This is a genomic window from Minwuia sp., assembly GCF_048263705.1.
Classification (GTDB): domain Bacteria; phylum Pseudomonadota; class Alphaproteobacteria; order Minwuiales; family Minwuiaceae; genus Minwuia.
This window is the reverse complement of the sequence record NZ_JBLXDV010000006.1, coordinates 1-25,495: the sequence shown is the minus strand read 5'-3', so window position 1 is coordinate 25,495 and position 25,495 is coordinate 1. Positions and strand designations below refer to the sequence as shown.

The window sequence follows — 25,495 nt, the reverse complement described above, 5'->3', positions numbered from 1 at the left end:
GTGCACAGGGGCTAACGCCATCGCGATCCATGCGACGAGGGCGAAAGAGGCGACATGTTTCAACAAATGCACTGGCAGTTACTCCACTGGACGGGCCGCGCTCCGCACCGGAAGACAGCCGTCTGCCACAGACTATGGGAGTGAATGTGGGCATGAAAGTGTCAAAACGAGGGGCCGTACCGCCGTTCTATGTGATGGAGGTGATGAAGGCGGCGGCCGCGCGCGAGGCGGCGGGCCGGAAAGTGCTGCATCTGGAAGTCGGGCAGCCCGCGACACAGGCACCTGCGGGTGTGCTGAGGGCGGCGACCGAGGCGCTGCAGACCCAGCGGCTGGGCTACACCGATGCGCTGGGCATGCCGGAACTGCGGGCACGGATCGCCCGCCACTACCGCGATTTCTACGGGATACGCGTCGCGCCGGAGCGGATCGCCGTCACCACCGGGTCTTCAGGGGCTTTCCTGCTCGCCTTCCTGGCTTCGATGGATGCGGGCGACCGGATCGCGCTCGGTGAGCCCGGATATCCGGCCTACCGCAATATCCTGACGTCACTGGATATCGAGGCGGTCGGCGTGCCGGTCGGACCCGAAACCCGCTTCCAGCCGACGCCGGAGGTGCTTGCTGGCGTTGACGGGAATCTTGATGCCCTGCTGGTGGCCAGCCCGGCCAACCCCACCGGCACGATGATCGACACCGAGGCGATGCGCGCGCTGATCAGCTACTGCGATGGCAACCGCATGCGGCTGATCGTCGACGAGATCTATCACGGCATCACCTATGGCGGTCCGGCGGTGAGCGCGGCCTCGCTGTCGGACCGCGTCATCGTGATCAACAGCTTCTCCAAGTATTTCTCGATGACCGGCTGGCGGCTGGGCTGGATGATCGTGCCGGAGGACCTGCACCGGTCTGTCGAGTGTCTGGCGCAGAATCACTTCATTTCCCCACCCGCGCATTCGCAGGCCGCAGCCATCGCCGCCTTCGATTGCATCGACGAGGTTGAAGAGAATGTCGCGCGATACGCCCGGAACCGTGAAATCCTGTTGCGGGAACTGCCGAAGGCGGGGCTCACGCGGCTCGCGCCGGCGGACGGAGCTTTCTACATCTACGCCGATGTCAGCGACGTCACCGATGATTCCGTCGTCTTTTGCCAGAGAATGCTGGCTGAAACCGGGATCGCGGCGACGCCCGGGATCGATTTCGATCCCGCGCGCGGACATCATTTCGTCCGGTTTTCGTTTGCGGGAGCGACCGCGGAGATCGAGGAGGCGGCCTCTCTGCTCAGGAACTGGCTGAACTGAACGGTTCCGCCGGCACCCTCACTCTGCTGCGAGTTGGTCGGCCGGAGTCCCGGGGGCGGGAAAGGTCAGCGTGAAAGTGGTGCCCTGGCCTTCGGTGCTTTCGACGGAGACCCTGCCGTCCTGCTGTTCGACCATCGTCTTCACCAGCGCCAGCCCCAGGCCGGTGCCGGTCTTGCGGCGGGTGAAACTGTTGTCGATCTGGCTGAAGGGTTCGAAAATCCGCTCGCGCTGATCGGCGGGAATGCCGATACCCGTGTCGGCGATGCTGATCGATGGCCCTGCGGCGCTTTCGGCAATCGTGATGGTGATCCTGCCCTTGGCGGGCGTGAACTTGATCGCGTTCGACAGCAGATTCAGCAGGATCTGGCGCAGTGCCCGGTCATCGGTCATGGCGATGACCTTCGGATCGTTTTCGGTGACCGTGATCGTGACGCGGGCTTCATCCGCCTGGGTGCGCATGATCCGGCAGACCTCATCGACCTTTTCGGAGAAGGCGATGGGTTCCGGATGGAAATCGCGGCTGCCACGTTCGATACGGGCGAGCTCCAGCAGATCGTTCACCAGCGAAAGCAGGTGACGGCCGCTGATGTTGATGTCGGCGGCATACTGTCTGACCTGCTCCCGGCTGAGACGGTCGAGCATGTCGCCCTGGAAGACATCGGAGAAACCGATGATGGCGTTCAGCGGCGTGCGCAGTTCGTGGCTCATGTTGGCCAGCAGGGCCGACTTGGCCTGACTTGCCGCCACCGCCGCCTGGCGCTGCCGGGAGGCTTCATCCGCCAGCTCCTGAAGCTTTTCCCGCTGCCTGCGATTGATCTCTTCCCGTTCGATCAGCCCTTCCACCAGCCGGTGAATGATGAGGGTGACGGGAAAGGCGGTCAGCAGCGGCAGGACGATCGGCATGATGATCGCGATCGGCTCGGCCCAGTAGTTCAGATCGATGATCTCGTAGACGATCAGGCTGACTCCGATCGACACGAACATGATCAGGATGGACGTGATCGCGGAACTGCCGACGACGCCGTAGTTCTCGACCATGCGCCGCTTGATGCCGACAAGCCATGGATCGTGGGGTTCGATCAGATCGGGATCATCGGGGGCGGGTGCGCGCATGATACTCAGACGGCAAGCAGTGCAGCGGCCGCATCAAGCGATACGGGCCTGTCGGACAGCAGCAGCGGTGCGGCCTGCCTGTCGAAGCGCGTATCCTCAACAGCCAGCGGATCGTCCGGCGACAACCGCTTGTCGATCACCATGCGTGACAGCAGCATCCGCCGGGCATCGCCGCCGCGCGCGCCCAGTGTCGCACCCTCCCATGCCATCAGCGCGGCAGTGGTCGCATGGTAAAGCGCACTGGAAACACGCCGTGCCTGTGTCTCATCCTCGCGACGCGCCACCTCGTCGGCCATCCGGACGGCGCGATCCAGCGTTTCCCCCGCCTGTTCCCGCAGACCGGGCGGGATCGCGTTCGAGCCGGCAATGCGGTGCTCCAGATCCTTGCGCAGTTCATTGTGGGCGCCGACCTTGGCCACGGCCCTGTTCAGCACATCCAGGCCGTTGATGTTGCTGGTGCCTTCCCAGAGCAGGCCGATCTGGGCGTCCCGGATCAGGCGCGGGCCGATGAAGTCCTCAATGTAGCCGTTGCCGCCGCGCTGCTCCATCGAGCCGGTCGCAACGACCGGATTGTCGCGGCAGGCGCGGAACTTGAACAGGCCGGTCGCCATGCGCAGCCGGGTCGAGGCTTCCTTGTCCCCCTCCTTCGATGCGCCGAGATTTTCGGCGACATAGGCGTACATGGATAGCGACTGCTCGGTCGGCACCATCAGCTTCATCAGCTGCCGCTGGACCAGCGGCATGTCGATCACGGCCTGATCGAAGGCCTGCCGCTCGCGTGCCGCGACCAGGGCCTCGTTCAGGCACCGGCGCATCATCGCCGACGCGCGCACGCCATGCGACAGCCGGGACAGGTTCACCTGCTCCATCATCTGGCGCAGCCCGTTGTTCACGTCACCCAGCGCATAGGCGGTTGCGCCCTGCATGATGATTTCGCCAGAGGCCATCGACTTGGTGCCCAGCTTGTCCTTCAGCCGGGCGATCCGATAGCTGTTGCGGGTGCCGTCCGGCAGGATTTTCGGCATGACGAACATGCCCAGACCGCGGGTGCCCGCCGCCGCGCCCTCGGGCCGGGCCAGCAGCAGCGCGACATCCGCATGGGGGTTGCTGCAGAACCATTTCTCGCCGTCCAGTTTCCAGTGATCGCCGCAGTCGCGCGCAACTGTCTCGACCCGTCCGACGTCCGAACCGCCGGGTTTCTCGGTCATGAATTGCGCGGCGCGGAACAGTGTGGACGTGTCCAGGGTCAGCATTCGCTGCACGAAGTTCTTCTGGATGAAATCGTCGCCGAAGCGTTTCATCATCGCCAGTCCCGTATCCGACAGGCTGATCGGACACATCAGGCCGAACTCCGCCTGGACGAACAGATAGGTGAAGGCGTATTTCGCGATCGGCGGCACGGGTTCGGGCCAGTCCAGCACGCCGGGCATGTGGCTCATCGCATGCAGGCCGAACTGACCCAGCGCGACCTGCTCCATTTCCGCATAGGCCGGATGATGTTCGATCCAGGCCTCGTCGCGACCGAACCTGTCGCGGTGATGCAGCACGGGCGGATGCTTGTCGGCGATGTCGGCCAGTTCGTCCAGCCGCCCGCCGGCCAGCTCGCCGAGCCGTTGCCAGTGCGGCCACATGTGGGTTCGCAGGTCGTCCGGACAGTAGAGCTGCAGGATGGAGCGCAGGCTGTGATCCATCTCGAAGAAGTTCCTGCCGCGCACGTCACCTGCAACGTTGTTGGTGTCGCCGTGGCCGCCGGACCGCAACGCGTCATTTCCAGAATGGATATTCATGTCTTCAGCATCTCTCCGTCCTAATTGGCGGGTCAACAAACACCGGCGATGCGCCGCGACGCTGGCGGCGGTATAGTCCGGCCCTTACGATGCCATGGAAGCATGATGTCTCCAATGACCGAAACCCGTGACCGCATCCGGAATCGTTCCGCATGGCGGCGCCTTGTTGCGTTCGACTTCGGGCGCAACGGTGCTTTCGCGATTGCGGCGCTGGCCCTGATCGCCGGTGCGCTGACCTATGGGACCTTGTTCGGATCCGAACGCCCGCCCAGCAGTCTCGGAGAAATTCCCTTGGGAATCATACTCTTCGACCTGTTTGTGCTGCTGTTGCTGGCGTCGGCCATCATCGGCCGCGCCTATGGCATCTGGGTCGCCCATCGGGACGGGCGTGCCGGTGCCGGGCTGCACATGCGCCTTGCCATGCTGTTTGCCGGGGCTGCGATGATCCCGACCGTGCTGGTCGCGGGTTTTTCCATGCTGTTCTTCGATCTGCGCATCGAGGGGTGGTTTTCCGACAAGGCGCAGCAGGCGGTCTCCGAATCGGTCGCCGTCGCCGAATCCCTGATCCAGGAACATCGCGCGACCATCGGTGCCGATGTGCTTGCCATGGCCAAGGATCTCAACCGTGTCGCCTCGCAGGTTCAGGGCGATCCCGCGTTGCTGACACGGCTGATCGCATCGCAGGCGGGCGCGCGCGGGCTCAGCGAGGCGATGGTCTTCGACCGGTCGGGGACCGTGCTGGCCCAGACGAGCCTGACCGTCGACACGCTGGCCGAACAGTTGCCGATTTCGGCGATCGAAGAGGCGGACGAGGGCGGCGTCGTGACGTTCCCGCGCGAAGATTCGCTGACGGGAGGAACGCTCGCCTCGACCGAGAAATCCGGCGCACTGATCCGTCTGGACGGATTTCTGGGCGCCTACCGCACCTATCTCTACATCGCCCGGTTCGTCGAGCCGAGCGTGGCGGCACAGGTCGAGCGCGCCCAGCAGGCCGCGGCAGAATACGAACGGCTGGCCGCCCAGCGGTTCAGTTTCGAACTGGTCTTCGTGCTGATGTTCATCGTGGTGGCGGTTCTGCTGATGCTGGCGGCGGTCTGGCTGGCGCTGAACTTCTCGACCCGGATCGCGGCCCGTCTGGGCGGGGTCGTCGCGGCGGCCGAGACCATCCGCAGCGGCGACCTGCGGGCCCGGGTGGTGACCGCCGGACAGGATGACGAGATCGACATGCTGGGGCGCACGTTCAACCGGATGGCCCGCCAGATCGAGAGCCAGCAGGGCGAACTGGTGCGCGCCAATCAGGCTGTCGAGGAGCGGCGGCGTTTCATGGAAACGGTGCTGGCCGGTGTCAGTGCCGGTGTGATCGGCACCGACGAACGCGGCATCATCGACCTGCCGAACCGCTCCGCCAGCCGCCTGCTGGGGGTTCCGATCGAGGAGATGGTCGGACAGCCGCTGATCGATTCCGTGCCGGAGATGATCGAACTGTTCGACGCGGCCCGGGCGCGGCCGCATCGCGTCGCCGAAGGCGAGGTGATCAGGACTGTGGACGGGGACCGAAAGACGTTCTTCACGCGCGTCGGTGCCGAACGTCACGGCAGCGAGGTTCTGGGGTATGTCGTGACGTTCGATGACATTTCCGACCTGGTGGCGGCGCAGCGGACGGCGGTCTGGGCGGATGTGGCGCGCAGGATCGCGCACGAGATCCGCAATCCGCTGACTCCCATACAGCTCTCTGCCGAGCGCCTGCGCCGACGGTACCTGAAACGTCTGGACGACGAGGAGGACCGGGAGATCTTCCAGCAGTGCACCGACACCATCGTGCGGCAGGTCGGCGATATCGGCCGGATGATCGAGGAATTCTCGTCCTTCGCGCGCATGCCCGCACCCAGCATGAAGATCGAAAGCCTGGACGAACTGATCAAGCAGACCGTGTTCTCGGTGCAGGTCGCCCACCCCGGGGTGCAGATTGAGGCCAGCCTTGATGACGATGTACCGCCGATTCCGTGCGACCGGCGCCAGGTCGGACAGGTGCTGACCAACGTCTTGATGAACGCCTGCCAGTCGATCGAAGCGCGCGAGAGCGACGACCCGCCCGGTCTGGTCACAGTGAAGCTGATGTGCAACACCGATGCGGCGGTGATCACAGTCACGGACAACGGTATTGGCCTGCCCGTGAACGAACGTGACCGCTTGACCGAGCCCTATGTGACTACCAGAGATAAGGGTACAGGTCTTGGTCTGGCGATCGTTCGCAAGATCATGGAAGATCACGCCGGGGTGTTGCATCTGGGTGACAGTCCGGATACCAGTGGTGCGAGGGTAACACTCACGTTTCCGCTGGCGCAGCAGTCGAGCGGAAACCCCGCGGTCGAGCAAGATGGCAGGTAACGACACGATATGGCCCTAGATGTTCTGATCGTCGACGATGAAGCCGACATCCGGACCATGGTTGCAGGCATCCTGTCCGATGAAGGCTACGAAACCCGCGTCGCCAGCGATGCCGACAGTGCGCTCTCGGCCGTTGCCGACCGCGCGCCGGCGCTTCTGATCCTGGACATCTGGCTTCAGGGCAGCCGCCTGGACGGCCTGGAACTGCTCGACATCATGAGCGAGCGTCTGCCGGATATTCCTATCGTCATGATCAGCGGTCACGGCAACATCGAGACCGCCGTGGCAGCGATCCAGCGCGGCGCATTCGATTTCATCGAGAAGCCCTTCCAGACCGACCGTCTGGTGCTGATCGTCGAGCGCGCACTGGAGACCGCCCGACTGCGCCGGGAGAATGCCGAACTTCGGCTGAGGGCGGGCGGCGAGGCTGCGCTGATCGGTGCGTCCCAGGCCATGAGCACGCTACGGTCGACGATCGAGAAACTCGCCCCGACCAACAGCCGGGTGCTGGTCAGCGGCCCGCCCGGCTCGGGCAAGGAAGTGGTCGCGCGGCGGATCCACGCGCTCTCCAAGCGGTCCGGCGGCCCGTTCGTCGTGGTGAATGCGGCGACGATAGAGCCGGAGCGCATGGAGTTCGAACTGTTCGGCGAGGAAGCCCCGACGGACGGCCATATCCAGTCGCGCAAGATCGGCCTGCTGGAACAGGCGCATGGCGGCACGCTGTTCCTCGACGAGGTTTCGGACATGCCTGCGCAGACGCAGAACAAGATCTTGCGCGTGCTGCTGGATCAGACCTTCGAACGGGTCGGCGGTGCCCGGCCCGTGCACGTGGATGTGCGCGTCCTGTCGTCCAGCAGCCGCGATCTGCAGCAGGAGGTGGCCGAGGGCCGCTTCCGGTCCGACCTGTATCACCGGCTGAACGTGGTGCCGGTCCAGACGCCGCCGCTGCGTTCGATGCGCGACGATATTCCAGCGCTGGCGCGGTATTTCCTTCAACGGTCCGCGGATGCGGTCGGATTGCCGCCACGCACCATCGACGAAGCCGCGCTGACGGCGCTTCAGACCCATGACTGGCCGGGCAATGCGCGCCAGTTGAAGAACACCATCGAACAGCTGCTGATCATGGCACCGGGCGATTCGCGCACCCCGATTACGGTGGACATGCTGCCCGCCGAGATCCTCGGTGGCGGGGCGGCGGCAACGCTGCGCCCTGAAACCAGTCAGGAGATCATGTCGCTGCCCCTGAGAGAGGCCCGGGAGATCTTCGAGCGCGAGTATCTGCTGGCCCAGATCGAGCGGTTCGGAAGCAATGTGACCAAGACGGCCGCGTTCGTGGGCATGGAACGCTCGGCCCTGCATCGCAAGCTGAAGCTGCTCGGGGTCGGGTCCGAAAGGACGAAGTAGCGCAGGACCTCTCTGCGGTTTCTTGCCCTTTCGAAACGCGCTAGGTTCGGCCCATGAAAGTCATCATTTGCGGCGCAGGTCAGGTCGGCTCGAACATCGCCCGTCATCTGGCGGAGGAACAGAACGACGTCACGATCATCGACCAGTCACCCGAGTTGATCCGCCGGATCAGCGAGTCCTACGATATTCAGGGCCTTGTCGGCTTTGCCTCTCATCCGGACATGCTGGACCGGGCGGGCGCACCCGACGCCGACATGCTGATCGCGGTGACCTTCGCAGACGAGGTCAACATGGTCGCCTGTCAGGTCGCGCATTCGATCTTCAACGTGCCGACCAAGATCGCGCGAATCCGTGCGCAGAACTATCTGAAGCCCTCGTTCTCGCACCTGTTCACCCGCGATCACATGCCGATCGACGCCATCATCTCTCCCGAAGTCGAGGTGGCGCACGCGGTCAACCGCGCGCTGCACATGCCGGGCGCGTTCGACATGCTGCCGTTCGCGGACGACAAGGTCAGGATGATCGGCGTCCGGATCGAAGACGACTGCCCGATCGCGCACCAGCCGTTGCGGCAACTGACCGAACTGTTCCCCAACCTGAACATCATCGTCACCGGCATCGTGCGCGCGGGCAAGCTGTTCGTGCCGGCCCCGGACGACCAGATGTTCCCCGGTGACGATGTCTATTTCGTGGTCGATACGAAGCATGCCCGCCGCGCCATGCCCCTGTTCGGTCACGAGGAGGAAGACGCCCACCGGATCGTCGTGGTCGGCGGCGGCAATATCGGCCTGGTGCTGGGTCGCGATCTTGAGCAGGAGAAGGACCGCGTCAATCTGAAGGTCATCGAGACGGACCGCCGCCGGGCGGAATTCGTCGCGGATCGCCTTTCCAGCGCCGTCGTGCTGTGCGGCAATGCCCTGGACAACGAAATTCTGGAAGAGGCCAACATCTCCAGCGCGCATGCGGTGGTGGCGCTGACCAACGATGACGAGACCAACATTCTCGCCTCCCTGATGGCCAAGCAACTGGGGTGCGAAAAGGCCATCACGCTGGTCAACAACCGCGCCTACGAACCTCTGATCGGCTCGCTTGGCATCGATGTGGCCGTCAATCCGCGCGCGACCACGGTTTCCAGCATCCTGCAGCATGTCCGTCGCGGCCGCATCCGGCAGATCTACTCCATCCGCGACGGTTCGGCCGAGATCATGGAGGCCGAGGCCCTGGAGACATCCGGGCTGATCGGCAAGCCGCTGGGTCAGATCGAGTTCCCGGACAATGTGATCATCGGCGCCATCGTGCGCGGCGATGAGGTGTTCAAGCCCCGCGGTTCCTTCGTGATCCAGCGCAAGGACCGTGTCATCATCTTCGCACTGCGGGGCAGTGTGAAGAAGCTGGAGGCCATGCTGTCGGTCGGTTTGCGGTTCTTTTGATGCGGGCGGTCTGAACCATGGCGCTGACGGCCGTATTGAGGGTGTTCGGCTGGTCGGCAGTGATGTTCGCGCTGACGATGATCCTGCCGTTGGGGCTTGCCGTCTTCTTCGGCGAGATCGATACGCCCGGGATCTTTCTGATCACGATGCTGATCACCGCAGCGGTGGGCGGATCGCTGACGCTCGCCCGGGTCGGTGGCAGGGATCGCAAGCCGGGGCGGCGCGAGGCGTTCCTGCTGGCTTTCCTGCTGTGGACCTTCCTGCCCGTGTTCGCGGCAATCCCATTCTATACCGCTGCGGGTCCGATCAATGCGTATCTGGAGGCCATGTCGGGCCTGACGACGACCGGCTACAGCGTCTTTCTCAACCCTGAGGACCTGCCGCGCTCGCTGCTGTTCTGGCGGGCGGAGATGCAATGGGTCGGGGGGCTGGCGACCATCATGCTCGCGGTCGTTCTGCTGGGCCTGTTTGGTCTGGGTGGCCTGGCCGTTTACCGCAGCGCGATCCCGTCAGGCGACTCCGATGCTCTGATTTCCCGCCTCAAGGATACGCTGTCGGCTGTCTGGTGGGTTTACCTGATCATTACGCTGGTGTGCGCGACCATGCTCTGGATCACCGGCGTGCCGCCCTTCGACGCCATCTGCTACGCCATGAGCACGGTATCGACCGGCGGTTTCGTGACCAGCGCGAACGGTGTCGCCAACATGGGCGATGCGTCCCGCGGCGTGCTGGTGGTCTTCATGCTGGCGAGCGCGCTGAACTTCACGCTGCACTGGGCGGCGTTCCACGGCCGCTTCTCGGTCTACCGCGAGGACCCGGAGATCCGCGCGTTCGGGAGGCTGTGCGGGGTTTCGGCCTCTATCGCCTTTCTGATCATCTGGCTGGGTACGGACGCCGACATCTGGTCCAGCCTGGGGCGTGGCCTGTTCGCGGTGGCATCGGTCGCATCGACGACCGGATTCATGAGCCTGTCCACCGAAGGCGGAATCATCGTGGGTACCTGGCCGACATCGCTTTCGATCCTTCTGCTTACCCTGATGATGATCGGTGGCGCGGCGGGCTCCACGGCGGGCGGGTTCAAGCTGATGCGTTTCGCGCTGCTGCTCCGCCAGGGCGGTGCCGAACTGACCCGGCTGTCCTTTCCCAACGCGATCACCACCGTGACATATGGCGGATATCGCGTTGAACCGCCGGTTCTGCGATCGGCGTGGAACTTCCTGATGCTGTTCATGCTTTCGGTTGCGGTCCTGACGGTGCTGATCGATCTCAACGGCTACGACCTGCCGACGGCGCTGGCTCTGGCCGTCGGTGCGCTCAGCAATGCGGGACCCGCGGCGGATTATGTCACCGTCGAGGCAATCAGCCTTGCCGACCTCGATAATGTCTCGAAGTTCGGTATTATCGTCGGCATGCTGGCCGGCAGGCTTGAACTGCTGGCCCTGCTCGGACTTTTCTCGCCCTCCTTCTGGGGCCGCTGACCGGAGATGCCGCCGTGAACAGGATCGCATTCGTGAACGGACAATATACCGCCCAGACCATGGCGGCGGTGCATGTCGAGGATCGCGGCTATCAGTTTTCCGATGGCGTCTATGAGGTCATCCCCGTCATGGGCGGGAAGCAGATCGACGGTATCGGCCACTTGGAGCGCCTGGACCGCAGCCTGCGGGAACTGAAGATCGCCCGGCCCATGAGCGACCGCGCGATGAGCATGATCATCGATGAGGTGGTGCGGCGCAATCGCGTACGGGACGGCTGGGTCTACATTCAGGTGACCCGGGGCGTTTCCCCGCGCGATCACGCCTTTCCGAAGGATGTGGAGCCTGCGCTGGTCATCTACGCCCGTCCCAAGCCCGCTACCGCCCGGCGGCAGAATGCCGAGAACGGCGTCGCGATCATCACGGCGCCGGATCAGCGCTGGGCCCGCCGGGATATCAAGACGGTGTCGCTGCTGGCGAACTGCATCGCCAAGCAGGCCGCCAAGGAAGCGGGGGCCTATGAGGCTTTCATGGTCGATGGCGACGGCATGATCACCGAAGGCAGCTCGACCAATGCGTGGATCGTCGATCAGGAGGGCCGGCTGATCACCCGTCCGGCCGGCAACGAGATCCTCAACGGCATCACCCGCCTGGCCCTGATCGCGTTGAATCAGGAGCTTGGTCTGGAGATCGTCGAACGGCCGTTCTCGGTTGAAGAACTGCGCGACGCGCGGGAGGTTTTCCTGACCAGCGCGAGCGGTCTGGCCCTGCCTGTCGTCAAGGTGGATGACAAGGTGATCGGGAACGGGCGGCCCGGCAGCATCTCGACGAGGATCGTGGAAACCTTCGAGCGCTATGTATCTGGCGCAGATACAAATATTGCCGCGGGGAAAACTGTCGCCTGATTGACGCATCGGGGCGGCGAGGCAACCGAATCTCTTGCAAACGCGTGGCTTGGCCCCATGTCTTTTGTTAATGTGAGTCTCGCAACCATCATCCGGGGACAGCTCGACTTTCCAGCGAGAGAAGGAGTGCCGCAGACCACGTCCCAGGATGCAATAACAATAGGAACGACGCCAAATGCCCAGCGAACGTCCACAGAATGTTCAAGATGTCTTTCTCAACCACGTGCGCAAGAACAAGGTGCCGCTGACGGTTTTCCTCGTGAACGGGGTGAAGCTGCAGGGGATCATCACCTGGTTCGACAATTTCTGCGTGCTTTTGCGTCGGGATGCGCACGTTCAGCTTGTCTACAAGCACGCGATCTCGACGGTGATGCCGTCGCATCCGATCGATCTCTTCGAAGGCGGCGAACAGGAATGACGGCAAGCCCCGTCTCGCAACCGGATTGAGTCTGAACCACGAAAAGCAGCGCGTTCGGACCGCCCTGCTGGCACCCTATTTCCCTTCGTCTGCATCCCGGTCCGAGGACGCAGCGATGGAAGAGGCAGTGGGCCTGTGCAGGGCGATCGATCTCGACATCGTCTGGCGCGATCAGGTGCGCATGGTTGCGCCGCGCCCGGCCACCCTGGTCGGGGCGGGCAAGATCGAGGAGATCGCGAACTCTGCCGAGGCGGAAGAGCTTGAACTGCTGGTCGTCGATGCCGCACTCACACCGACCCAGCAGCGCAATCTGGAGCGGGCCGTCGGGCTCAAGGTGATCGACCGGACGGGCCTCATTCTGGAAATCTTCGGGGAACGGGCGCGCACGCGCGAAGGCCGCCTTCAGGTGGAACTAGCTCATCTCAATTATCAGCGCAGCCGTCTTGTCCGGTCATGGACGCATCTGGAACGCCAGCGCGGCGGTGCCGGTTTCATGGGCGGGCCCGGTGAATCCCAGATCGAGATCGACCGCCGCCTGATCGACGACCGCATCGTTCAGCTTGAGAAGGCGCTGGAGAAGGTCCGCCGCACGCGCGAACTGCATCGCAAGACCCGGCGCGACGTGCCCTTTCCTGTGGTCTCTCTGGTCGGCTATACCAATGCTGGCAAATCGACCCTGTTCAACCGTCTGAGCGGTGCCAACGTCTTCGCCAAGGATCTGCTGTTCGCGACGCTGGACCCGACCATGCGGGCGGTCGAGCTGACGGACGGGCGTCCGGTCATCATGTCGGATACGGTGGGATTCGTGGCCGATCTTCCGACGCAACTGGTTGCCGCCTTCCGTGCCACGCTGGAAGAGGTGCTTGAGGCCGACATCATCCTGCATGTGCGTGACGCGTCCGATCCGGAAATGGACGCCCAGGCCGACGACGTCTATGCCATCCTGGAGAGCATGGGGATCGAGACCGAAGACAATCCGCGCATCGTCGAGGTCTACAACAAGGTCGACCTCCTGGATCCCGAATCGACAGAACGCATACGCCAGCACGCAGCGGCGCTGACTCATCCCGGCGTTGTCATATCGGCGCTGGCGGGAGAGGGCCTGGATGATCTGGCGGCGGAGGTGGGGCAGCGCATCGCCCGGGACCGCGTCGAGATCTCCGATGTCGTCGATCCGGCAGAGGGAGAGGCCCTCGCCTGGCTGTATCGAAATGGCGAGATCGTCAGCCGGACGGACGAACAGGACGGCATTCACGTCACCTTCCGTCTTTCCGAAGCGGATGCGGGCCGCTGGACCAAACGGCGGGCGCTGTCGGTGAAAGACTGACTGCTTCCCCTTGTTTCCCGGCCTTTGACAAATTTTCGGATGCTGCGTGTTGACACTGCATGCCGCTCCAATTATCTCCGCCATGGTGATCATTAGCACTCGACTTCGGTGAGTGCTAATGATCCGAAAAGATCAATGACCTGATGGAGGGTACAAGATGGGCTTTCGGCCTTTGCATGACCGCGTGGTTGTTCGCCGCGTGGAGTCGGAAGAGAAAACCGCTGGCGGCATCATCATTCCGGACAACGCCAAGGAAAAGCCGTCGGAAGGCGAGGTCGTTTCCGTGGGCAACGGTGCGCGGAATGACGCCGGCGACCTGATCAAGCTGGACGTCAAGAAGGGCGACCGCGTCCTGTTCGGCAAGTGGTCCGGCACCGAGGTGAAGATCGATGGTGAAGACCTGCTGATCATGAAGGAGTCGGACATCATGGGCGTGATCGGCTGATCAGCCGCTGCTCTGACCGACCCATTCGACGAAATTTAAACAAGGAGTTCAAACAGCTATGGCTGCCAAGGACGTAAAATTCGGCTCTGATGCCCGCACGCGTATGGCGAAGGGTGTGGATATCCTCGCCGACGCCGTGAAAGTGACCCTCGGCCCGAAAGGCCGCAACGTCGTGATCGACAAGTCGTTCGGTGCCCCGCGCATCACCAAGGACGGCGTTTCCGTTGCCAAGGAAATCGAACTGACGGACAAGTTCGAGAACATGGGCGCGCAGATGGTCCGCGAAGTCGCTTCGCGCACCAACGACGAGGCCGGTGACGGCACCACCACCGCGACGGTTCTGGCACAGGCCATCTTCCGTGAGGGTCTGAAGTCCGTTGCCGCCGGCATGAACCCGATGGATCTGAAGCGCGGCATCGATCTGGCCGTCGCCAAGGTCGTCGAGGATGTGAAGAGCCGCACGACCAAGGTCACGACCAACGATCAGGTCGCCCAGGTCGGCACCATTTCCGCCAACGGCGAGGCCGAGATCGGCAAGATCATCGCCGAGGCCATGGAGCGCGTCGGCAAGGAAGGCGTCATCACGGTTGAAGAGGCCAAGGGTCTGGAAACCGAACTGGACGTCGTCGAGGGCATGCAGTTCGACCGCGGCTACCTGTCGCCGTACTTCGTGACCAACGCCGACAAGATGACGGTCGAGCTCGAAAAGCCGTATATCCTGCTGCACGAGAAGAAGCTGTCCAACCTGCAGTCGATGCTGCCGATCCTGGAAGCCGTCGTTCAGTCCCAGCGTCCGCTGCTGATCATCGCCGAAGACGTCGAGGGCGAGGCCCTGGCCACGCTGGTCGTCAACAAGCTGCGTGGCGGCCTGAAGATCGCTGCCGTGAAGGCACCGGGCTTCGGCGATCGCCGCAAGGCAATGCTGGAAGATATCGCCATCCTGACCGGTGGTGAGGTCATCTCGGAAGATCTGGGCATCAAGCTGGAAAGCGTCACGCTGGACATGCTGGGTACCGCCGAGACCGTCACCATCAACAAGGAAGACACGACCATCGTCGATGGTGCGGGCTCCAAGGATGACATCCAGGCGCGCTGCGGCCAGATCCGTCGCCAGGCGGAAGAGACCACGTCCGACTACGACCGCGAGAAGCTGCAGGAACGTCTGGCCAAGCTGGCCGGCGGTGTTGCCGTGATCAAGGTCGGCGGCGGCAGCGAGATCGAGGTGAAGGAGAAGAAGGATCGCGTTGACGATGCCCTGCACTCCACCCGTGCCGCCGTTGAAGAAGGTATCGTGCCGGGTGGTGGTACGGCCCTGCTGTACGCCAGCCGTATCCTCGAAGGTATGGAAGGTGCGAACAACGACCAGACCGTCGGTATCGAGATCGTGCGTCGTGCGCTGCAGGCGCCGGCCCGTCAGATCGCCGAGAACGCCGGTGTTGACGGCGCGGTCGTCGCCGGCAAGCTGCTGGACCAGAAGAAGACCAACTTCGGCTTCAACGCGCAGACCGAGGAATATGTCGATCTGGTGAAGGCCGGTGTCATCGACCCGACCAAGGTCGTCCGTACGGCGCTGCAGGACGCGGCTTCGGTCGCCGGTCTGCTGATCACCACGGAAGCCATGATCGCCGACAAGCCCGATGAGGGCGGCTCCGGCGGCGGCGGCATGCCCGACATGGGCGGCATGGGCGGCATGGGCGGCATGATGTAATCATGCGCTGACGCCCGGCCGGTTCGCCGGACGGGCATCTGCCTGAAGAACGAACGGGAAGGCCGCGCTCCGGAAAGGGGTGCGGCCTTTCTGTTTCCGGAAAACAGGCGTAGGCTCGCGCTCCGTATCGAGAGGGAGCTTTGCCATGATCATCGCCATTGTCCGCATTCCGTTCGAGGGCGACCGCGCCCCGCGAGATGCAGTGATCGAGAATTCGCTGAAATCGACGCCGATCTATCGCGACGTGAAGGGGCTGATCAGCAAGCATTATCTGATGGGCGACGCGGCCAACGGCGGGGTCTACATGTTCGATACCCGCGAGAATGCCGACGCCTGGTACCACGAGGGCTGGGCCGACTGGATGGAGAGCCGCTTCGGTGTGCGTCCGACGCTCGAAATCTTCGACAATGCCGTCATCGTCGACAATGAAGCCGGTGAGGTGCGTGTTGACGGCAAGGCGCTGGCTGACGCATGAGCATCGAGTTTCTGCTGACGTCGCTGGTCGTCGTGCTGCTGCCCGGGACGGGCGTCATCTACACGCTGGCCATCGGGCTGGGGCAGGGGATGCGAGCGAGCGTCGTCGCGGCCTTCGGCTGTACCCTGGGAATCGTGCCGCATATCGTGGCGTCGATTGTCGGCCTGTCGGCCATCCTGCACACCAGCGCCGTCGCTTTCGAGGTCGTGCGCTACCTCGGTGTCGCCTATCTGATCTACATGGCCTGGTCGATCAGTCGTGAAAGCGGGGCCTTGCAGATGCCTGAACGTCAGACGCGGATGTCGGCGCTGCGCATCATCCGCAGCGGCATTCTGCTGAATGTCCTGAACCCCAAGCTCTCGCTGTTCTTCCTGGCGTTCCTGCCGCAGTTCGTGGATACGGGTGCCGCCGGTTCGACCGTCGTCATGCTGGGACTTGCGCTGGTCTTCATGGCGATGACCCTTGCCGTTTTCGTCGGCTACGGGGCCTGCGCGGCCCTGGCGCGGGACCACGTGATCTCCCGTCCCGGCGTGATGAAATGGCTTCGGCGCTCGTTCGCCGGTGCCTTCGGTCTGCTCGGCCTGAAGCTGGCGCTGGCGGATCGGTGAGCCCTGAAAGCTGGATCGAGACCCTCGGTGTTGTGGCGATCATCATCATGGTCGGCAGCTATGCCCTGGAAGACGCCAGCAGTCACTTCATCATCCTGTTCAGCGCTGGCTGTGCGTTGGCAGCGACCTATGCCTGGCTGATCGGGTCGTGGCCGTTCCTGATCGCGGAAGGGCTGTGGTCGCTGATAGCGTTGCGGCGCTGGATCAGGGTTCGGCAACGCGCACCAACGTGATCCACATCGGCCCGACGCGACGTAACATTGTCGAAGCGGGAAATCGGAGGCGATTATGAAACTGGTGCAGATTGTCGTGCTGAGCCTTGCGGTCCTCTTGACGACGCCGGTGCTCGCCGGGTCTGCGGACGATATCCGCGCCGTGATCGAGGATCAGATCGCGGCCTTCGAGACGGACGATGGCGACCGGGCTTTCAGCCATGCCTCGCCCGGCATCCAGGCCCGTTTCCGGAACCCGGAGAACTTCATGGAGATGGTCCGGACCGGCTATCCGCAGGTCTACCGGCCGCGCGCCGTCGAGTTCCAGCAGCTTGAACAGTCCGGGTCGCTGACCATTCAGGAAGTCTTCTTCTTCGGCCAGAACGGGTCTGCCGTGGTAGCGCGTTATTTCATGCAGCAGAACGCCGAAGGTGTCTGGAAGATCACCGGCGTCGATCTGCGTCAGGCCCCGGAACTGGGTGTCTGACGTCAGGCGTCCACTTCGTCGAAAAGTGCTGCGTCGTCGTTCCTGACATTGCCGACCCGGGAGGACACGCGATAACCGCGCGCGCCGGCGTTCGGCTGCAGCAGCGCCTTCAGCGCAGGCGCATCGGCTTCGGGGTCGAGCCAGTTGCGGTGATCTGTGTCCTGCAGGATGACCGGCATCCGGTGGTGGATCGAGGAGATGGTCGCGGCGGCCTCTGTCGTGATGATCGTGTAGGTATCGATATTGCCCTCTTCGGGATGCGCCCAGCGTTCCCACAGTCCGGCGAAGGCAAACGGCTGGCCGTCGCCGATGACGATGCGCCAGGGCTGTTTCGTACCGTCCGGCAGCTTTTCCCATTCGTAGAACCCGTCCGCCGGGATCAGGCAGCGCCGCCGCCCGAACGCGGCGCGGAAGGCCGGTTTCTCGTCAACCGTTTCGGCGCGCGCGTTGATCATCCGGGCCGCGCCGGTCATGTCCCGCGACCAGGAGGGGATCAGGCCCCAGCGGATCTCGTGACAGAGCAGACGTCCGTCGGGGTGCCGCCGCAGGACGGGTGCGGTCTGCGTCGGCGCGATATTGTATCGGGGCTGCAGGTTCGGTGAACCTTCGATCGGAAACGTCCGGCGCATGGCTTCCAACGGGGAAGTGAAACTGTAGCGTCCGCACATCGAAACCATCCTGCTTTCGGGGAATCCCGGGAAATGCTACATCCGGTCCCATGAGCACTCCAAGAACCAAGACCGTCGAAATCCTGCGCGACCTGATCGCCTTCGATACGACCAGCCGCAATTCCAACCTCGATCTCATCCGTTGGGCGGAAGACTATCTGAAGGCACGCGGCGTCGCGTCGGAACTGCAATTCGACGAGACCGGTGAGAAAGCCAATCTCTGGGCGACCATCGGCCCGGCGGATACGCCCGGTATCATGCTTTCCGGCCATTCGGACGTGGTGCCGGTCGACGGGCAGGACTGGGCGACCGATCCGTTCACCCTCAGCCAGAAGGACGGCCTGCTCTACGGGCGCGGGACGGCGGACATGAAGGCCTTCCTGGCCATCTGCCTGTCGCACGTCGAGGACTTCACGGCGGCGGATCTGAAGACGCCGGTGCACATCGCCTTCTCCTATGATGAGGAAGTCGGCTGTCTGGGCGGGCGTCAGCTTGCCGCGATGCTGCGCGGGCTGGAGATCAAGCCGCGCCTGTGTGTCGTGGGCGAACCGACCAGCATGGGCGTCGTGACCGGCCACAAGGGCAAGTCCTCGTGGCGGGTGAAGCTGACCGGCCATGAATGCCATTCCTCGCTGACCCATCAGGGGGTGAACGCGGTCGAATATGCGGCGGAACTGATCAGTTCGATCCGAAAGCTGGCTCACGACAAGCGCGACAACGGCCCGTTCGATGACGCGTTCGATCCGCCCTACACGACGGTCCACACTGGCGTCATTCAGGGGGGGACCGCGCTGAACATCGTGCCGAAGGACTGCGAGTTCCTGTTCGAGTTCCGCAATCTGCCTGCCGACGAGATCGATGACATGTTCCGTATCGTCGAGGCCCGCGCGGCGGAACTGTCGGTCGAAATGCAGGCCATACAGCCAGACACGGGCATCGGGATCGAACGCATTTCCTGGTTTTCCGGCCTGGGCACGGACGAGGAGTCCGAGGTCGTGACACTGACCAAGGCGTTCGCGCAGTCGAACGATACCTCGAAGGTGAGCTTCGGTACGGAAGCCGGGCATTACCACGATGCGGGCGTGCCGACGATCATCTGCGGGCCCGGCGACATCGAGCAGGCTCACAAGCCGGACGAGTTCGTGGCGCTCGACCAGATCGCCAGATGCGAGGGCTTCTTCGCCCGCCTGATCGACTGGGCCGGAAAGAACTAGGGTCGCGAGGGCCTCAGCACGGCGAACAGCAGTCCGGCGGTGACGACGGAAACGAGCATGATCGCCGGATAGGCGAAGAGCGGCGCCTGTTCCTGATATACGCCGACCAGCGCGCTGCCGAGCCCGGCACCCGCCATCTGCAGAAAGCCCAGCGTGGCCGACGCCGTTCCGGCGCGTTCCGGAAAGAGCTGCAGCGCGCTGGCCATGGCGGTCGGCATGAAGACGCCCAGACCGGCGACGAACATCACAACCGAAATGATGTAGGCCATCTTGTGGACGACGATGAACGCCGGAACGATCACGCCGACGGCGCAGGCCAGCGTCACCACGCCCAGACCGATGGCGCAGATTCCGGGTCCGCTGACCTTGCCCGCCAACTGCCGGACGACCAGACCTCCGATGACGAACCCGGTCGATGCGAAGGGCGGATAGAAACCATACTCGGTCGTCGACACGTCCAGAAAGCGAATGAAGGTGTAGGGCGAACCACCGAAGAAGGCGAACATCGCGCTGAAGATCAGACAGGTCGGCAGGGCGTAGCGCAGAAACTCGCGCTGACCGAGAACGACCGCATAGCCGTGGACAAGTTCCCGCAGATCCAGCTTCGGCAGCCGTTGCATCAGTGTCTCGGGCAGGCGGCTGATCATCAGGACGGCGACGATCGCCCCGGCACCACCGGTCACGAAGAAGATCGTCCGCCAGCCGGCATATTCCTGTAGCAGCGCACCGAACAGTGGCGACAGGCCGGGCACCAGCGCGAACAGGATCGCGATCAGTGCCATCACCTTCTGCAGGGCCGGACCGTCGAAACAGTCGCGGACCACGGCGCGCGCAGCCACCGTGCAGCCGCCACCGCCCGCCGCCTGCAGCACGCGGCCGATCACGAGTGTTTCCAGGTCCGGTGCCAGCGCGCAGACAATGCTGCCCGCGATGAAGATCAGGATTCCGACGGTCAGGATGATGCGGCGTCCGAACCGGTCCGAAAGCGGGCCGTAGAAAAGCTGCGTCGCGGCAAAGGTCAGCAGATAGGCTGTCAGCGTCAGCTGGGCCTCGGCGGGGGAGACACCCAGTTCGCCCGAGATGAACGGCAGCGCGGGCAGATAAATGTTCGTGGCAAACTGGCCGATGGCCGACAGTGCCGCCAGCAGCGCAATCAGGAAACCGGTCACGCGCAGTCGGTCGGATGTGGTGGATGTCATGCGAACCCCCGCAGCAATGTTGCGACATGCCCCGTTGCGACTGCCGAGTCGCCTGACCGTTCGCGGAATGAATAGATGACGCGGTACGTGCTGCGGATCAAGTCGGACCAGCGCACGGTGACCGGAATTCAGAGCGTCCGGTACATCAGAGTCGTCGCGTCCAGCCTGTCGGTGAACACGTCCCGGCTGAAACCGGGGATCGAGCCGACCGTCTGATACCCGAGCGAGGTGTAAAGCGGTTCCGCGCTGTCTCCCGTCCGCGTATCCAGCGTGATCAGGCTGCGTCCGCGCCGGATCGCCAGGGCCTCCAGATCCTGCATCAACCGTCTGGCGATGCCGCGCCGTCTGAAATCCGGATGAACCAGCAGCTTGGTCACCTCGGCCCGATGCGGCTGATTGGGCGGCGTGTCGCAGTCGAGCTGCACCGAACCGACGATCCGGCCTGCGGCTTCCGCGATCAGGATCGTGCGGTCGCCGCGGCGTGCGGGGCCGAGCACCATAGACCGCCAGAAGTGTTCCGCCTCGGCGCGCGGGAACGGCATGACGAAGTTCACGCTCGCGCCATCATGCACGCAGTCGTGCAGCAGGCTGACCAGTTCGTCCAGACGGTCGTCCAGTTCGTCGGCCGTCAGGGCGCGGTAGGTAATGGCAGGGGCAGATGTCATGGCGGGTCTCAGATGATGAACAGGAAATAGCGGGCACCGGCATCATCGCCGGTTTCGAAGTGGCTCCGACCGGTCAGCACGTAGCGCAGACAATCGCCGGGCTTCAGGCGATGCGTGCGACCGTCCTGGAAGACCGTCAGTGCACCTTCCAGCATGACCAGATGATGCTCCATCCCCTCCCGGGGCGGCCTTTCGTAGGAAATGGATGCGCCCGGATCGAGCCGGCACCATAGAACCTCTGCGGCCAGCGCGTGGGACGGCGGCGACACCGAGCGCCGTTCGAATCCGGCGTCGCTGTCCCGCCAGACCGGTTGATCAGCGGTTCTGACGACGGGTTCGAACCCGTCCTCGATTGACAGCAGCAGTCGCGAAAGGGTCATCCCGTAGGCGTTGCACAGCCTGGCGAGCACCTGGGTCGTGGGACTCACCTCACCATTCTCCAGCCGGGAAAGCGATGCACGGCTGACGCCGCTCAACTGTTCCAGCTTCTGCAATGACCAGCCCCGGTCATCTCTCAATGACCTCAGCCGGGCGGCCAGCCTCATGTCGAAAGGCGAATGATCCATATGTGAGAAATTATCTCACATATGGATCACGTCAATAGCTTATTCGCGGGAGCGCGGCCCGTCAGCGGATGACTTTCACCAGTTCGCCGGCCCGCAGTTGCTCCGAAGGACCCATGCCGTTGATGACGCGGAAGCGTTCGTCCTCGAAGCCGTCCTGCTGATCGCCGCGTGTCAGCTTCGAGATCGTGTCGCCGGACCGCACGGTCTGCACCTCGATGCGCAGCGGCTGCAGGCGGCTGGCCTCACGCTGGCTCAGCTTGCGGAAACTGAAGGTCGTCCGCTGGAAGGCGCGGGTGAAGTTGCGCGTCTGACTGGCCGGCGTGGCGAACACGAACCGGTAGATCTTCTCGGAATTATATCGGATCGCCACAAGCCGGGCGTCGATCTGCTGGCCGTTCGAATTGATCTGGGCAACCGCCGTCGCGGCAGGCATGCCGTTCACATCAATCCGGTCGACGTCGACCAGCCTGGCACCTCTGGCCCATTGCTGTGTGATGTAACTGTCCATCCCGATGCCCGAGGCGGCCACGCGACGATCGGGTTCCTGATCGAAAATGATCTGCGCCCGGCCGTTGCGGTCGCGTGCCACGACGGCCTGGGGCAGGTTGTCCATCGTGAAACCCTCGGGCACCGTGAAGGTGAACCTCAGTTGCGGGTGCGAGAAGCGGTTGCCGCGCGCATAGCCCTGTTCGGGACTGCTGCCGTAGATCATGCCGTCAATGGCATCCATATAGGCATCGCGACCGACGCGCGCTTCCCCGGCGACTTCGGTCTGACGTGCTTCGCGCTCGGTGGCGGCGACGCGTTCAGGCGTCTGGGGGTGGGTGGAAAGAAAGCTGATCTGCTGCGCTTCGCGTCCCGACATCCGGGCCAGCAGCTGTCCGTGGCGCCCCAGCGCCTTCAGACCCTCGGCCATGCCGTCCGGGTCATAGCCGGCCCGGGACAGGTAGCGGATTCCCAGACTGTCGGACTGGCGCTCCTGATCGCGGGAATGGCCGGCCAGATATCCCTGCGCCGCGACCTGACCGAGCTGGGCGACCTGCTGGCTGCCGGTCAGCACGGCGGCACCGATCACGGCCAGATTGGCGAACAGGCCCTTGGTCTGGCGCGTCGCGCTGTGCCGTGCTGTCACGTGCCCGATCTCGTGTCCCAGAACGCCGGCCATCTCGGCTTCCGAATTCAGAACGGCAAGCATGCCGCGGGTGATGTAGACATAGCCGCCGGGCAGTGCGAAAGCGTTGACGACTGGGCTGTCCAGCAGGGTGAACGTGAACTGCTCGGCCGGCAGTTCCGCATTGGCCGCCAGTTTGCGACCGACATTCTCCACGTAGGCGCGCAGCTGCGGATCGTTGTATTCGCCGCCGAATTCGGCAAGCACCTTCGGGTGCTCCTGACGTCCGATCTGCCGTTCCTGTTCGGGCGAGACGGTGGTGAACTGGTCTTCACCTGTCGCCGGATTCTGGACCGTCTGACATGAAGCCGCGAACAGCAGGCCCGCCGACAGAAGTACAATACGTAGTGATCTGATCATTTTTCTTCTTCCGTTATCTCGATCTGTTCGGGATGCGTGACCTGGATCAGGGGACCGTTCCGGGATCGGATCCAGCCCCGCACGCGAATATGTTTTCCCTCGAGGTCGATCGGGTCCGGATCGGTGAACCTGCTGCGTGCACGCCGGTCGATGGCAACCGTGAAGTCCGTCCGCCAGTCCTCACCGAAATTGAGATAGATCGTCCCCCTCGCATCCGCTGCCTCCTGAACAGAACCCTCCACGATCTGAAAGGTTCCGATCAGTCCTCCCAGTTCATCTGGGGATCGGATCGCGTAGAATGGATGCGACCAAATGCCGAACCGGGCAGCGCGCGCCCGTCTTTCGATCCGCAGCATCTCGCCGACCAGCGCCGTGTTGTCGGGAAACGAGTAGACGCGGGCCATGCCGAGGCGCAGCATTTCGCCCTGGAGCCAGATGCCTTCGGTGCTGACCAGATGTGCAAGCACACGGCCATGCCGGTCCATCCCCGTTTCGCCGATACGGACGTCGAAGGTTCGGCCCCGCACCAGCGTTCTCAGGGTCTCCCGCGCCTCATCCGCAAGCGGCCACTTGCGGAAACCCTTCCGGCCGAGCGGCAGCTTCGGGGCCTGGATGCCGACAAACCGCACCTCGTCGCCATTGGTCAGGATGACGGTGTCGCCATCGATCACTTCAGAGACGGCACCGCCGGGCTTCACGGGCAGTTCCTGCCATCCGGCGGCGGACGGCTGGGCCAGGCACGCGCCCATGAAGCAGATCGCGATCACAAAAGCGCGGTTCAATGCTTTACCTCCATCCCACTGTTCCGTATTACCAAATAACGATGGGTAGAGGGGCCTGATTCTGATGAAGACCATCCTGTCTCGGCTGGCGATGGCATTCGCTGTCGCCTGCACGGCGGTCGCTTTTTGCGGTGCGGTGCAGGCCAAGGACGCGGCGCGCTACGAGACCGGACCGCTGCTGGGCATCAGCGGCGGTTTCTTCGATTCCGTACAGTTGGAAGATCCCGCGGTTGAAGGCCGTCTCGAATATCGCCAGAACAACGACTGGTGGTTCAAGCCGCTGGCCGGGGTCACGGCGAATACGGAAGGCGGCGTCTTCCTGCATGTGGGTCTCTATTCCGAGATCTTTCTGACCGAGAATCTCTACGTTTCGCCCAGCTTCTCGCCCGGCGTCTTCCTGCGCGGGCAAAGCAAGAACCTGGGCCACCCCATCGAATTCCGCTCGCAGATCGAAGTGGGATGGCGCTTCGGCAACGGGGTCCGTACCTCGGTCAGTTTCAATCATATTTCCAATGCAGGGTCGGGGCGTCGCAATCCGGGCACCGAGTCTGCGGTGATTTCACTGCTGATCCCGTTCAGCGTGCTTTTCTGATCCGCTCAACTTCGTTGCGGTGCACGCCCCAGGGCCGCGTAGCCATAGATCAGTCCGGCCAGCAGACCGCCCAGATGACCTTGCCATGAGATGCCTGACGCGCCCGTAAGCGCCAGAAACACGTTCATGATCAGGACGATGGCAACCATCGCTCCCATCATGCGGGCGCGGGGATCGTGATCGCGATGACGGTAGAACATCACGGCGGCGGCGCCGATCAGGCCGTTCAGTCCACCCGACGCGCCGATCGTGGGCGACAGCGGATCCGAAAACAGATAGATGGCCAGCCCGCCACCCAGCCCGCTCAATACGAAGATTGTCACGAAGACCGGACCGCTGGACAACCGTGCCACGCCGCTGCCGATGGCAAGGATGAAGGCCGCATTGATCAGGACGTGCCCGAAGTCCGCATGCAGGAACATGTAGGTGACCAGCGTCCAGTAGTAGGGCGCGCCCTGATCCAGCACGGCAGGAATCAACGCGCCGCGAAACAGGAGTTCGGCATCGGTCTCCGGCGGCAGCAATGACCGCACGAGGTGAATCGCGATCAGCAGCAGACAGGTCCAGATCACGGCGCGGGGGGCGTTGATGAGCGGTGGCGGTTTCAGTCGATCGGTAATGACGGTTTCCTCGGTTGGCCCGGACGATCGGGCGGAAGTGCACAACGGCGCAGACTAGGACACCGACTCATTAGCTCTCAAGCAGATACGAACTGACGCGAGCTTTATGAGGGCGAGATAGTTCTCGGGGTGCTTTTCGTATCGCGTTGCGATGGCACGGAAGTGTTTGATCTTGTTGAAG

General features: G+C 63.5%; 25 protein-coding genes and 1 pseudogene. 16 read left to right on the top strand and 10 right to left on the bottom strand.

Annotated features, from left to right (window positions below; all coding sequences use genetic code 11):
• Positions 1-152: 152 nt before the first annotated feature.
• Complete coding sequence (locus tag ACN0X7_RS10100; protein WP_417516756.1) at positions 153-1,295, top strand: pyridoxal phosphate-dependent aminotransferase; 1,143 nt, start codon at positions 153-155, stop codon at positions 1,293-1,295.
• Between the two features lie 18 nt (positions 1,296-1,313).
• On the opposite strand, the gene ACN0X7_RS10095 is transcribed toward ACN0X7_RS10100, so the two are convergent.
• The gene (locus ACN0X7_RS10095) at positions 1,314-2,408 is read right to left on the bottom strand and encodes a sensor histidine kinase (RefSeq protein ID WP_417516754.1); all 1,095 of its coding nucleotides are present in this window, start codon (positions 2,406-2,408) and stop codon (positions 1,314-1,316) included.
• 5 nt (positions 2,409-2,413) lie between these two features.
• Positions 2,414-4,195 carry an acyl-CoA dehydrogenase family protein gene (locus ACN0X7_RS10090; protein ID WP_417516752.1) on the bottom strand — a complete coding sequence of 594 codons (1,782 nt, stop codon included), beginning with the start codon at positions 4,193-4,195 and terminating at the stop codon, positions 2,414-2,416.
• A gap of 114 nt (positions 4,196-4,309) precedes the next feature.
• Here ACN0X7_RS10090 and ACN0X7_RS10085 point away from each other — a divergent pair, with 114 nt between their 5' ends.
• From ACN0X7_RS10085 to ACN0X7_RS10025, 13 genes are all read left to right on the top strand, one after another.
• Positions 4,310-6,583: an ATP-binding protein gene (locus ACN0X7_RS10085; protein WP_417516750.1), complete on the top strand. Its 2,274-nt coding sequence runs from the start codon at positions 4,310-4,312 to the stop codon at positions 6,581-6,583.
• 9 nt (positions 6,584-6,592) lie between these two features.
• Entirely contained in the window at positions 6,593-7,987 is a 1,395-nt protein-coding gene (locus tag ACN0X7_RS10080; RefSeq protein ID WP_417516748.1) for a sigma-54-dependent transcriptional regulator, read from the top strand.
• Positions 7,988-8,040: 53 nt separating this feature from the next.
• Positions 8,041-9,417: a Trk system potassium transporter TrkA gene (gene trkA, locus ACN0X7_RS10075; protein WP_417516746.1), complete on the top strand. Its 1,377-nt coding sequence runs from the start codon at positions 8,041-8,043 to the stop codon at positions 9,415-9,417.
• A 17-nt stretch (positions 9,418-9,434) separates the two neighbouring features.
• On the top strand, positions 9,435-10,895 hold the full coding sequence (locus tag ACN0X7_RS10070) for a TrkH family potassium uptake protein (RefSeq protein ID WP_417516744.1): 1,461 nt from the start codon (positions 9,435-9,437) through the stop codon (positions 10,893-10,895).
• A 14-nt stretch (positions 10,896-10,909) separates the two neighbouring features.
• Positions 10,910-11,797: a D-amino-acid transaminase gene (locus ACN0X7_RS10065; protein ID WP_417516742.1), complete on the top strand. Its 888-nt coding sequence runs from the start codon at positions 10,910-10,912 to the stop codon at positions 11,795-11,797.
• A 175-nt stretch (positions 11,798-11,972) separates the two neighbouring features.
• Positions 11,973-12,215 (top strand): RNA chaperone Hfq, encoded by a 243-nt coding sequence (gene hfq / locus ACN0X7_RS10060; protein WP_417516740.1) that lies wholly within the window; start codon positions 11,973-11,975, stop codon positions 12,213-12,215.
• Positions 12,216-12,240: 25 nt separating this feature from the next.
• Positions 12,241-13,542, top strand: a complete 1,302-nt coding sequence (gene hflX, locus ACN0X7_RS10055) for a GTPase HflX (RefSeq protein ID WP_417516738.1) — start codon at positions 12,241-12,243, stop codon at positions 13,540-13,542.
• A gap of 157 nt (positions 13,543-13,699) precedes the next feature.
• Positions 13,700-13,987 carry a co-chaperone GroES gene (groES, locus tag ACN0X7_RS10050; RefSeq protein WP_417516736.1) on the top strand — a complete coding sequence of 96 codons (288 nt, stop codon included), beginning with the start codon at positions 13,700-13,702 and terminating at the stop codon, positions 13,985-13,987.
• Positions 13,988-14,045: 58 nt separating this feature from the next.
• Complete coding sequence (gene groL, locus ACN0X7_RS10045) at positions 14,046-15,695, top strand: chaperonin GroEL (protein WP_417516735.1); 1,650 nt, start codon at positions 14,046-14,048, stop codon at positions 15,693-15,695.
• A 145-nt stretch (positions 15,696-15,840) separates the two neighbouring features.
• Positions 15,841-16,170: a hypothetical protein gene (locus ACN0X7_RS10040; protein ID WP_417516733.1), complete on the top strand. Its 330-nt coding sequence runs from the start codon at positions 15,841-15,843 to the stop codon at positions 16,168-16,170.
• Entirely contained in the window at positions 16,167-16,778 is a 612-nt protein-coding gene (locus tag ACN0X7_RS10035) for a LysE family translocator (protein ID WP_417516731.1), read from the top strand. The genes ACN0X7_RS10040 and ACN0X7_RS10035 overlap by 4 nt, the downstream gene beginning before the upstream one ends.
• A complete protein-coding gene (locus ACN0X7_RS10030; protein WP_417516729.1) occupies positions 16,775-17,011 on the top strand; it encodes a hypothetical protein in 237 nt (78 codons plus the stop codon). The genes ACN0X7_RS10035 and ACN0X7_RS10030 overlap by 4 nt, the downstream gene beginning before the upstream one ends.
• A gap of 55 nt (positions 17,012-17,066) precedes the next feature.
• Positions 17,067-17,477 carry a DUF4864 domain-containing protein gene (locus ACN0X7_RS10025; RefSeq protein ID WP_417516727.1) on the top strand — a complete coding sequence of 137 codons (411 nt, stop codon included), beginning with the start codon at positions 17,067-17,069 and terminating at the stop codon, positions 17,475-17,477.
• A gap of 2 nt (positions 17,478-17,479) precedes the next feature.
• Here the strand turns inward: ACN0X7_RS10025 and ACN0X7_RS10020 are convergent, their stop codons facing one another.
• A complete protein-coding gene (locus ACN0X7_RS10020) occupies positions 17,480-18,145 on the bottom strand; it encodes an SOS response-associated peptidase (protein WP_417516725.1) in 666 nt (221 codons plus the stop codon).
• Positions 18,146-18,195: 50 nt separating this feature from the next.
• On the opposite strand from ACN0X7_RS10020, the gene argE reads away from it, so the two are divergent.
• On the top strand, positions 18,196-19,359 hold the full coding sequence (argE, locus tag ACN0X7_RS10015) for an acetylornithine deacetylase (RefSeq protein WP_417516723.1): 1,164 nt from the start codon (positions 18,196-18,198) through the stop codon (positions 19,357-19,359).
• Here the strand turns inward: argE and ACN0X7_RS10010 are convergent.
• The 5 genes from ACN0X7_RS10010 to ACN0X7_RS09990 form a co-directional block, all read right to left on the bottom strand.
• Positions 19,356-20,558, bottom strand: a complete 1,203-nt coding sequence (locus tag ACN0X7_RS10010) for a multidrug effflux MFS transporter (protein ID WP_417516721.1) — start codon at positions 20,556-20,558, stop codon at positions 19,356-19,358. The genes argE and ACN0X7_RS10010 overlap by 4 nt on opposite strands.
• 128 nt (positions 20,559-20,686) lie before the next feature.
• The gene (locus tag ACN0X7_RS10005) at positions 20,687-21,223 is read right to left on the bottom strand and encodes a GNAT family N-acetyltransferase (RefSeq protein ID WP_417516719.1); all 537 of its coding nucleotides are present in this window, start codon (positions 21,221-21,223) and stop codon (positions 20,687-20,689) included.
• A gap of 8 nt (positions 21,224-21,231) precedes the next feature.
• Complete coding sequence (locus ACN0X7_RS10000) at positions 21,232-21,789, bottom strand: helix-turn-helix domain-containing protein (RefSeq protein WP_417516717.1); 558 nt, start codon at positions 21,787-21,789, stop codon at positions 21,232-21,234.
• A 61-nt stretch (positions 21,790-21,850) separates the two neighbouring features.
• The gene (locus ACN0X7_RS09995; protein WP_417516715.1) at positions 21,851-23,320 is read right to left on the bottom strand and encodes a M48 family metalloprotease; all 1,470 of its coding nucleotides are present in this window, start codon (positions 23,318-23,320) and stop codon (positions 21,851-21,853) included.
• Positions 23,317-24,177 (bottom strand): thermonuclease family protein, encoded by an 861-nt coding sequence (locus tag ACN0X7_RS09990; protein WP_417516713.1) that lies wholly within the window; start codon positions 24,175-24,177, stop codon positions 23,317-23,319. The genes ACN0X7_RS09995 and ACN0X7_RS09990 overlap by 4 nt, the downstream gene beginning before the upstream one ends.
• Between ACN0X7_RS09990 and ACN0X7_RS09985 the strand changes: the two genes are divergently transcribed.
• Positions 24,167-24,694: an acyloxyacyl hydrolase gene (locus ACN0X7_RS09985; protein WP_417516711.1), complete on the top strand. Its 528-nt coding sequence runs from the start codon at positions 24,167-24,169 to the stop codon at positions 24,692-24,694. The two genes, ACN0X7_RS09990 and ACN0X7_RS09985, sit on opposite strands and share 11 nt — an antisense overlap.
• Positions 24,695-24,699: 5 nt before the next feature.
• On the opposite strand, the gene ACN0X7_RS09980 is transcribed toward ACN0X7_RS09985, so the two are convergent.
• Together ACN0X7_RS09980 and ACN0X7_RS09975 are read right to left on the bottom strand one after the other, a co-directional pair.
• A complete protein-coding gene (locus ACN0X7_RS09980; protein ID WP_417516709.1) occupies positions 24,700-25,266 on the bottom strand; it encodes a rhomboid family intramembrane serine protease in 567 nt (188 codons plus the stop codon).
• A 102-nt stretch (positions 25,267-25,368) separates the two neighbouring features.
• Positions 25,369-25,495: pseudogene (locus ACN0X7_RS09975) on the bottom strand (IS5/IS1182 family transposase); the annotation flags it as partial.

Excerpts from the sequence above, each read along its gene's own strand:
- ACN0X7_RS09985 (WP_417516711.1), top strand. The coding sequence starts at position 24,167 with ATGAAGACCATCCTGTCTCGGCTGGCGATGGCATTCGCTGTCGCCTGC.
- ACN0X7_RS10000 (WP_417516717.1), bottom strand. The coding sequence starts at position 21,789 with ATGGATCATTCGCCTTTCGACATGAGGCTGGCCGCCCGGCTGAGGTCA.
- ACN0X7_RS10095 (WP_417516754.1), bottom strand. The coding sequence starts at position 2,408 with ATGCGCGCACCCGCCCCCGATGATCCCGATCTGATCGAACCCCACGAT.
- trkA (WP_417516746.1), top strand. The coding sequence starts at position 8,041 with ATGAAAGTCATCATTTGCGGCGCAGGTCAGGTCGGCTCGAACATCGCC.
- ACN0X7_RS10090 (WP_417516752.1), bottom strand. The coding sequence starts at position 4,195 with ATGAATATCCATTCTGGAAATGACGCGTTGCGGTCCGGCGGCCACGGC.
- ACN0X7_RS10005 (WP_417516719.1), bottom strand. The coding sequence starts at position 21,223 with ATGACATCTGCCCCTGCCATTACCTACCGCGCCCTGACGGCCGACGAA.
- ACN0X7_RS10085 (WP_417516750.1), top strand. The coding sequence starts at position 4,310 with ATGACCGAAACCCGTGACCGCATCCGGAATCGTTCCGCATGGCGGCGC.
- ACN0X7_RS10020 (WP_417516725.1), bottom strand. The coding sequence starts at position 18,145 with ATGTGCGGACGCTACAGTTTCACTTCCCCGTTGGAAGCCATGCGCCGG.
- ACN0X7_RS10100 (WP_417516756.1), top strand. The coding sequence starts at position 153 with ATGAAAGTGTCAAAACGAGGGGCCGTACCGCCGTTCTATGTGATGGAG.
- argE (WP_417516723.1), top strand. The coding sequence starts at position 18,196 with ATGAGCACTCCAAGAACCAAGACCGTCGAAATCCTGCGCGACCTGATC.
- hfq (WP_417516740.1), top strand. The coding sequence starts at position 11,973 with ATGCCCAGCGAACGTCCACAGAATGTTCAAGATGTCTTTCTCAACCAC.
- ACN0X7_RS10025 (WP_417516727.1), top strand. The coding sequence starts at position 17,067 with ATGAAACTGGTGCAGATTGTCGTGCTGAGCCTTGCGGTCCTCTTGACG.
- ACN0X7_RS10010 (WP_417516721.1), bottom strand. The coding sequence starts at position 20,558 with ATGACATCCACCACATCCGACCGACTGCGCGTGACCGGTTTCCTGATT.
- ACN0X7_RS10080 (WP_417516748.1), top strand. The coding sequence starts at position 6,593 with ATGGCCCTAGATGTTCTGATCGTCGACGATGAAGCCGACATCCGGACC.
- ACN0X7_RS09990 (WP_417516713.1), bottom strand. The coding sequence starts at position 24,177 with ATGGTCTTCATCAGAATCAGGCCCCTCTACCCATCGTTATTTGGTAAT.
- groES (WP_417516736.1), top strand. The coding sequence starts at position 13,700 with ATGGGCTTTCGGCCTTTGCATGACCGCGTGGTTGTTCGCCGCGTGGAG.
- groL (WP_417516735.1), top strand. The coding sequence starts at position 14,046 with ATGGCTGCCAAGGACGTAAAATTCGGCTCTGATGCCCGCACGCGTATG.
- ACN0X7_RS10070 (WP_417516744.1), top strand. The coding sequence starts at position 9,435 with ATGGCGCTGACGGCCGTATTGAGGGTGTTCGGCTGGTCGGCAGTGATG.
- ACN0X7_RS10035 (WP_417516731.1), top strand. The coding sequence starts at position 16,167 with ATGAGCATCGAGTTTCTGCTGACGTCGCTGGTCGTCGTGCTGCTGCCC.
- ACN0X7_RS10040 (WP_417516733.1), top strand. The coding sequence starts at position 15,841 with ATGATCATCGCCATTGTCCGCATTCCGTTCGAGGGCGACCGCGCCCCG.
- ACN0X7_RS09995 (WP_417516715.1), bottom strand. The coding sequence starts at position 23,320 with ATGATCAGATCACTACGTATTGTACTTCTGTCGGCGGGCCTGCTGTTC.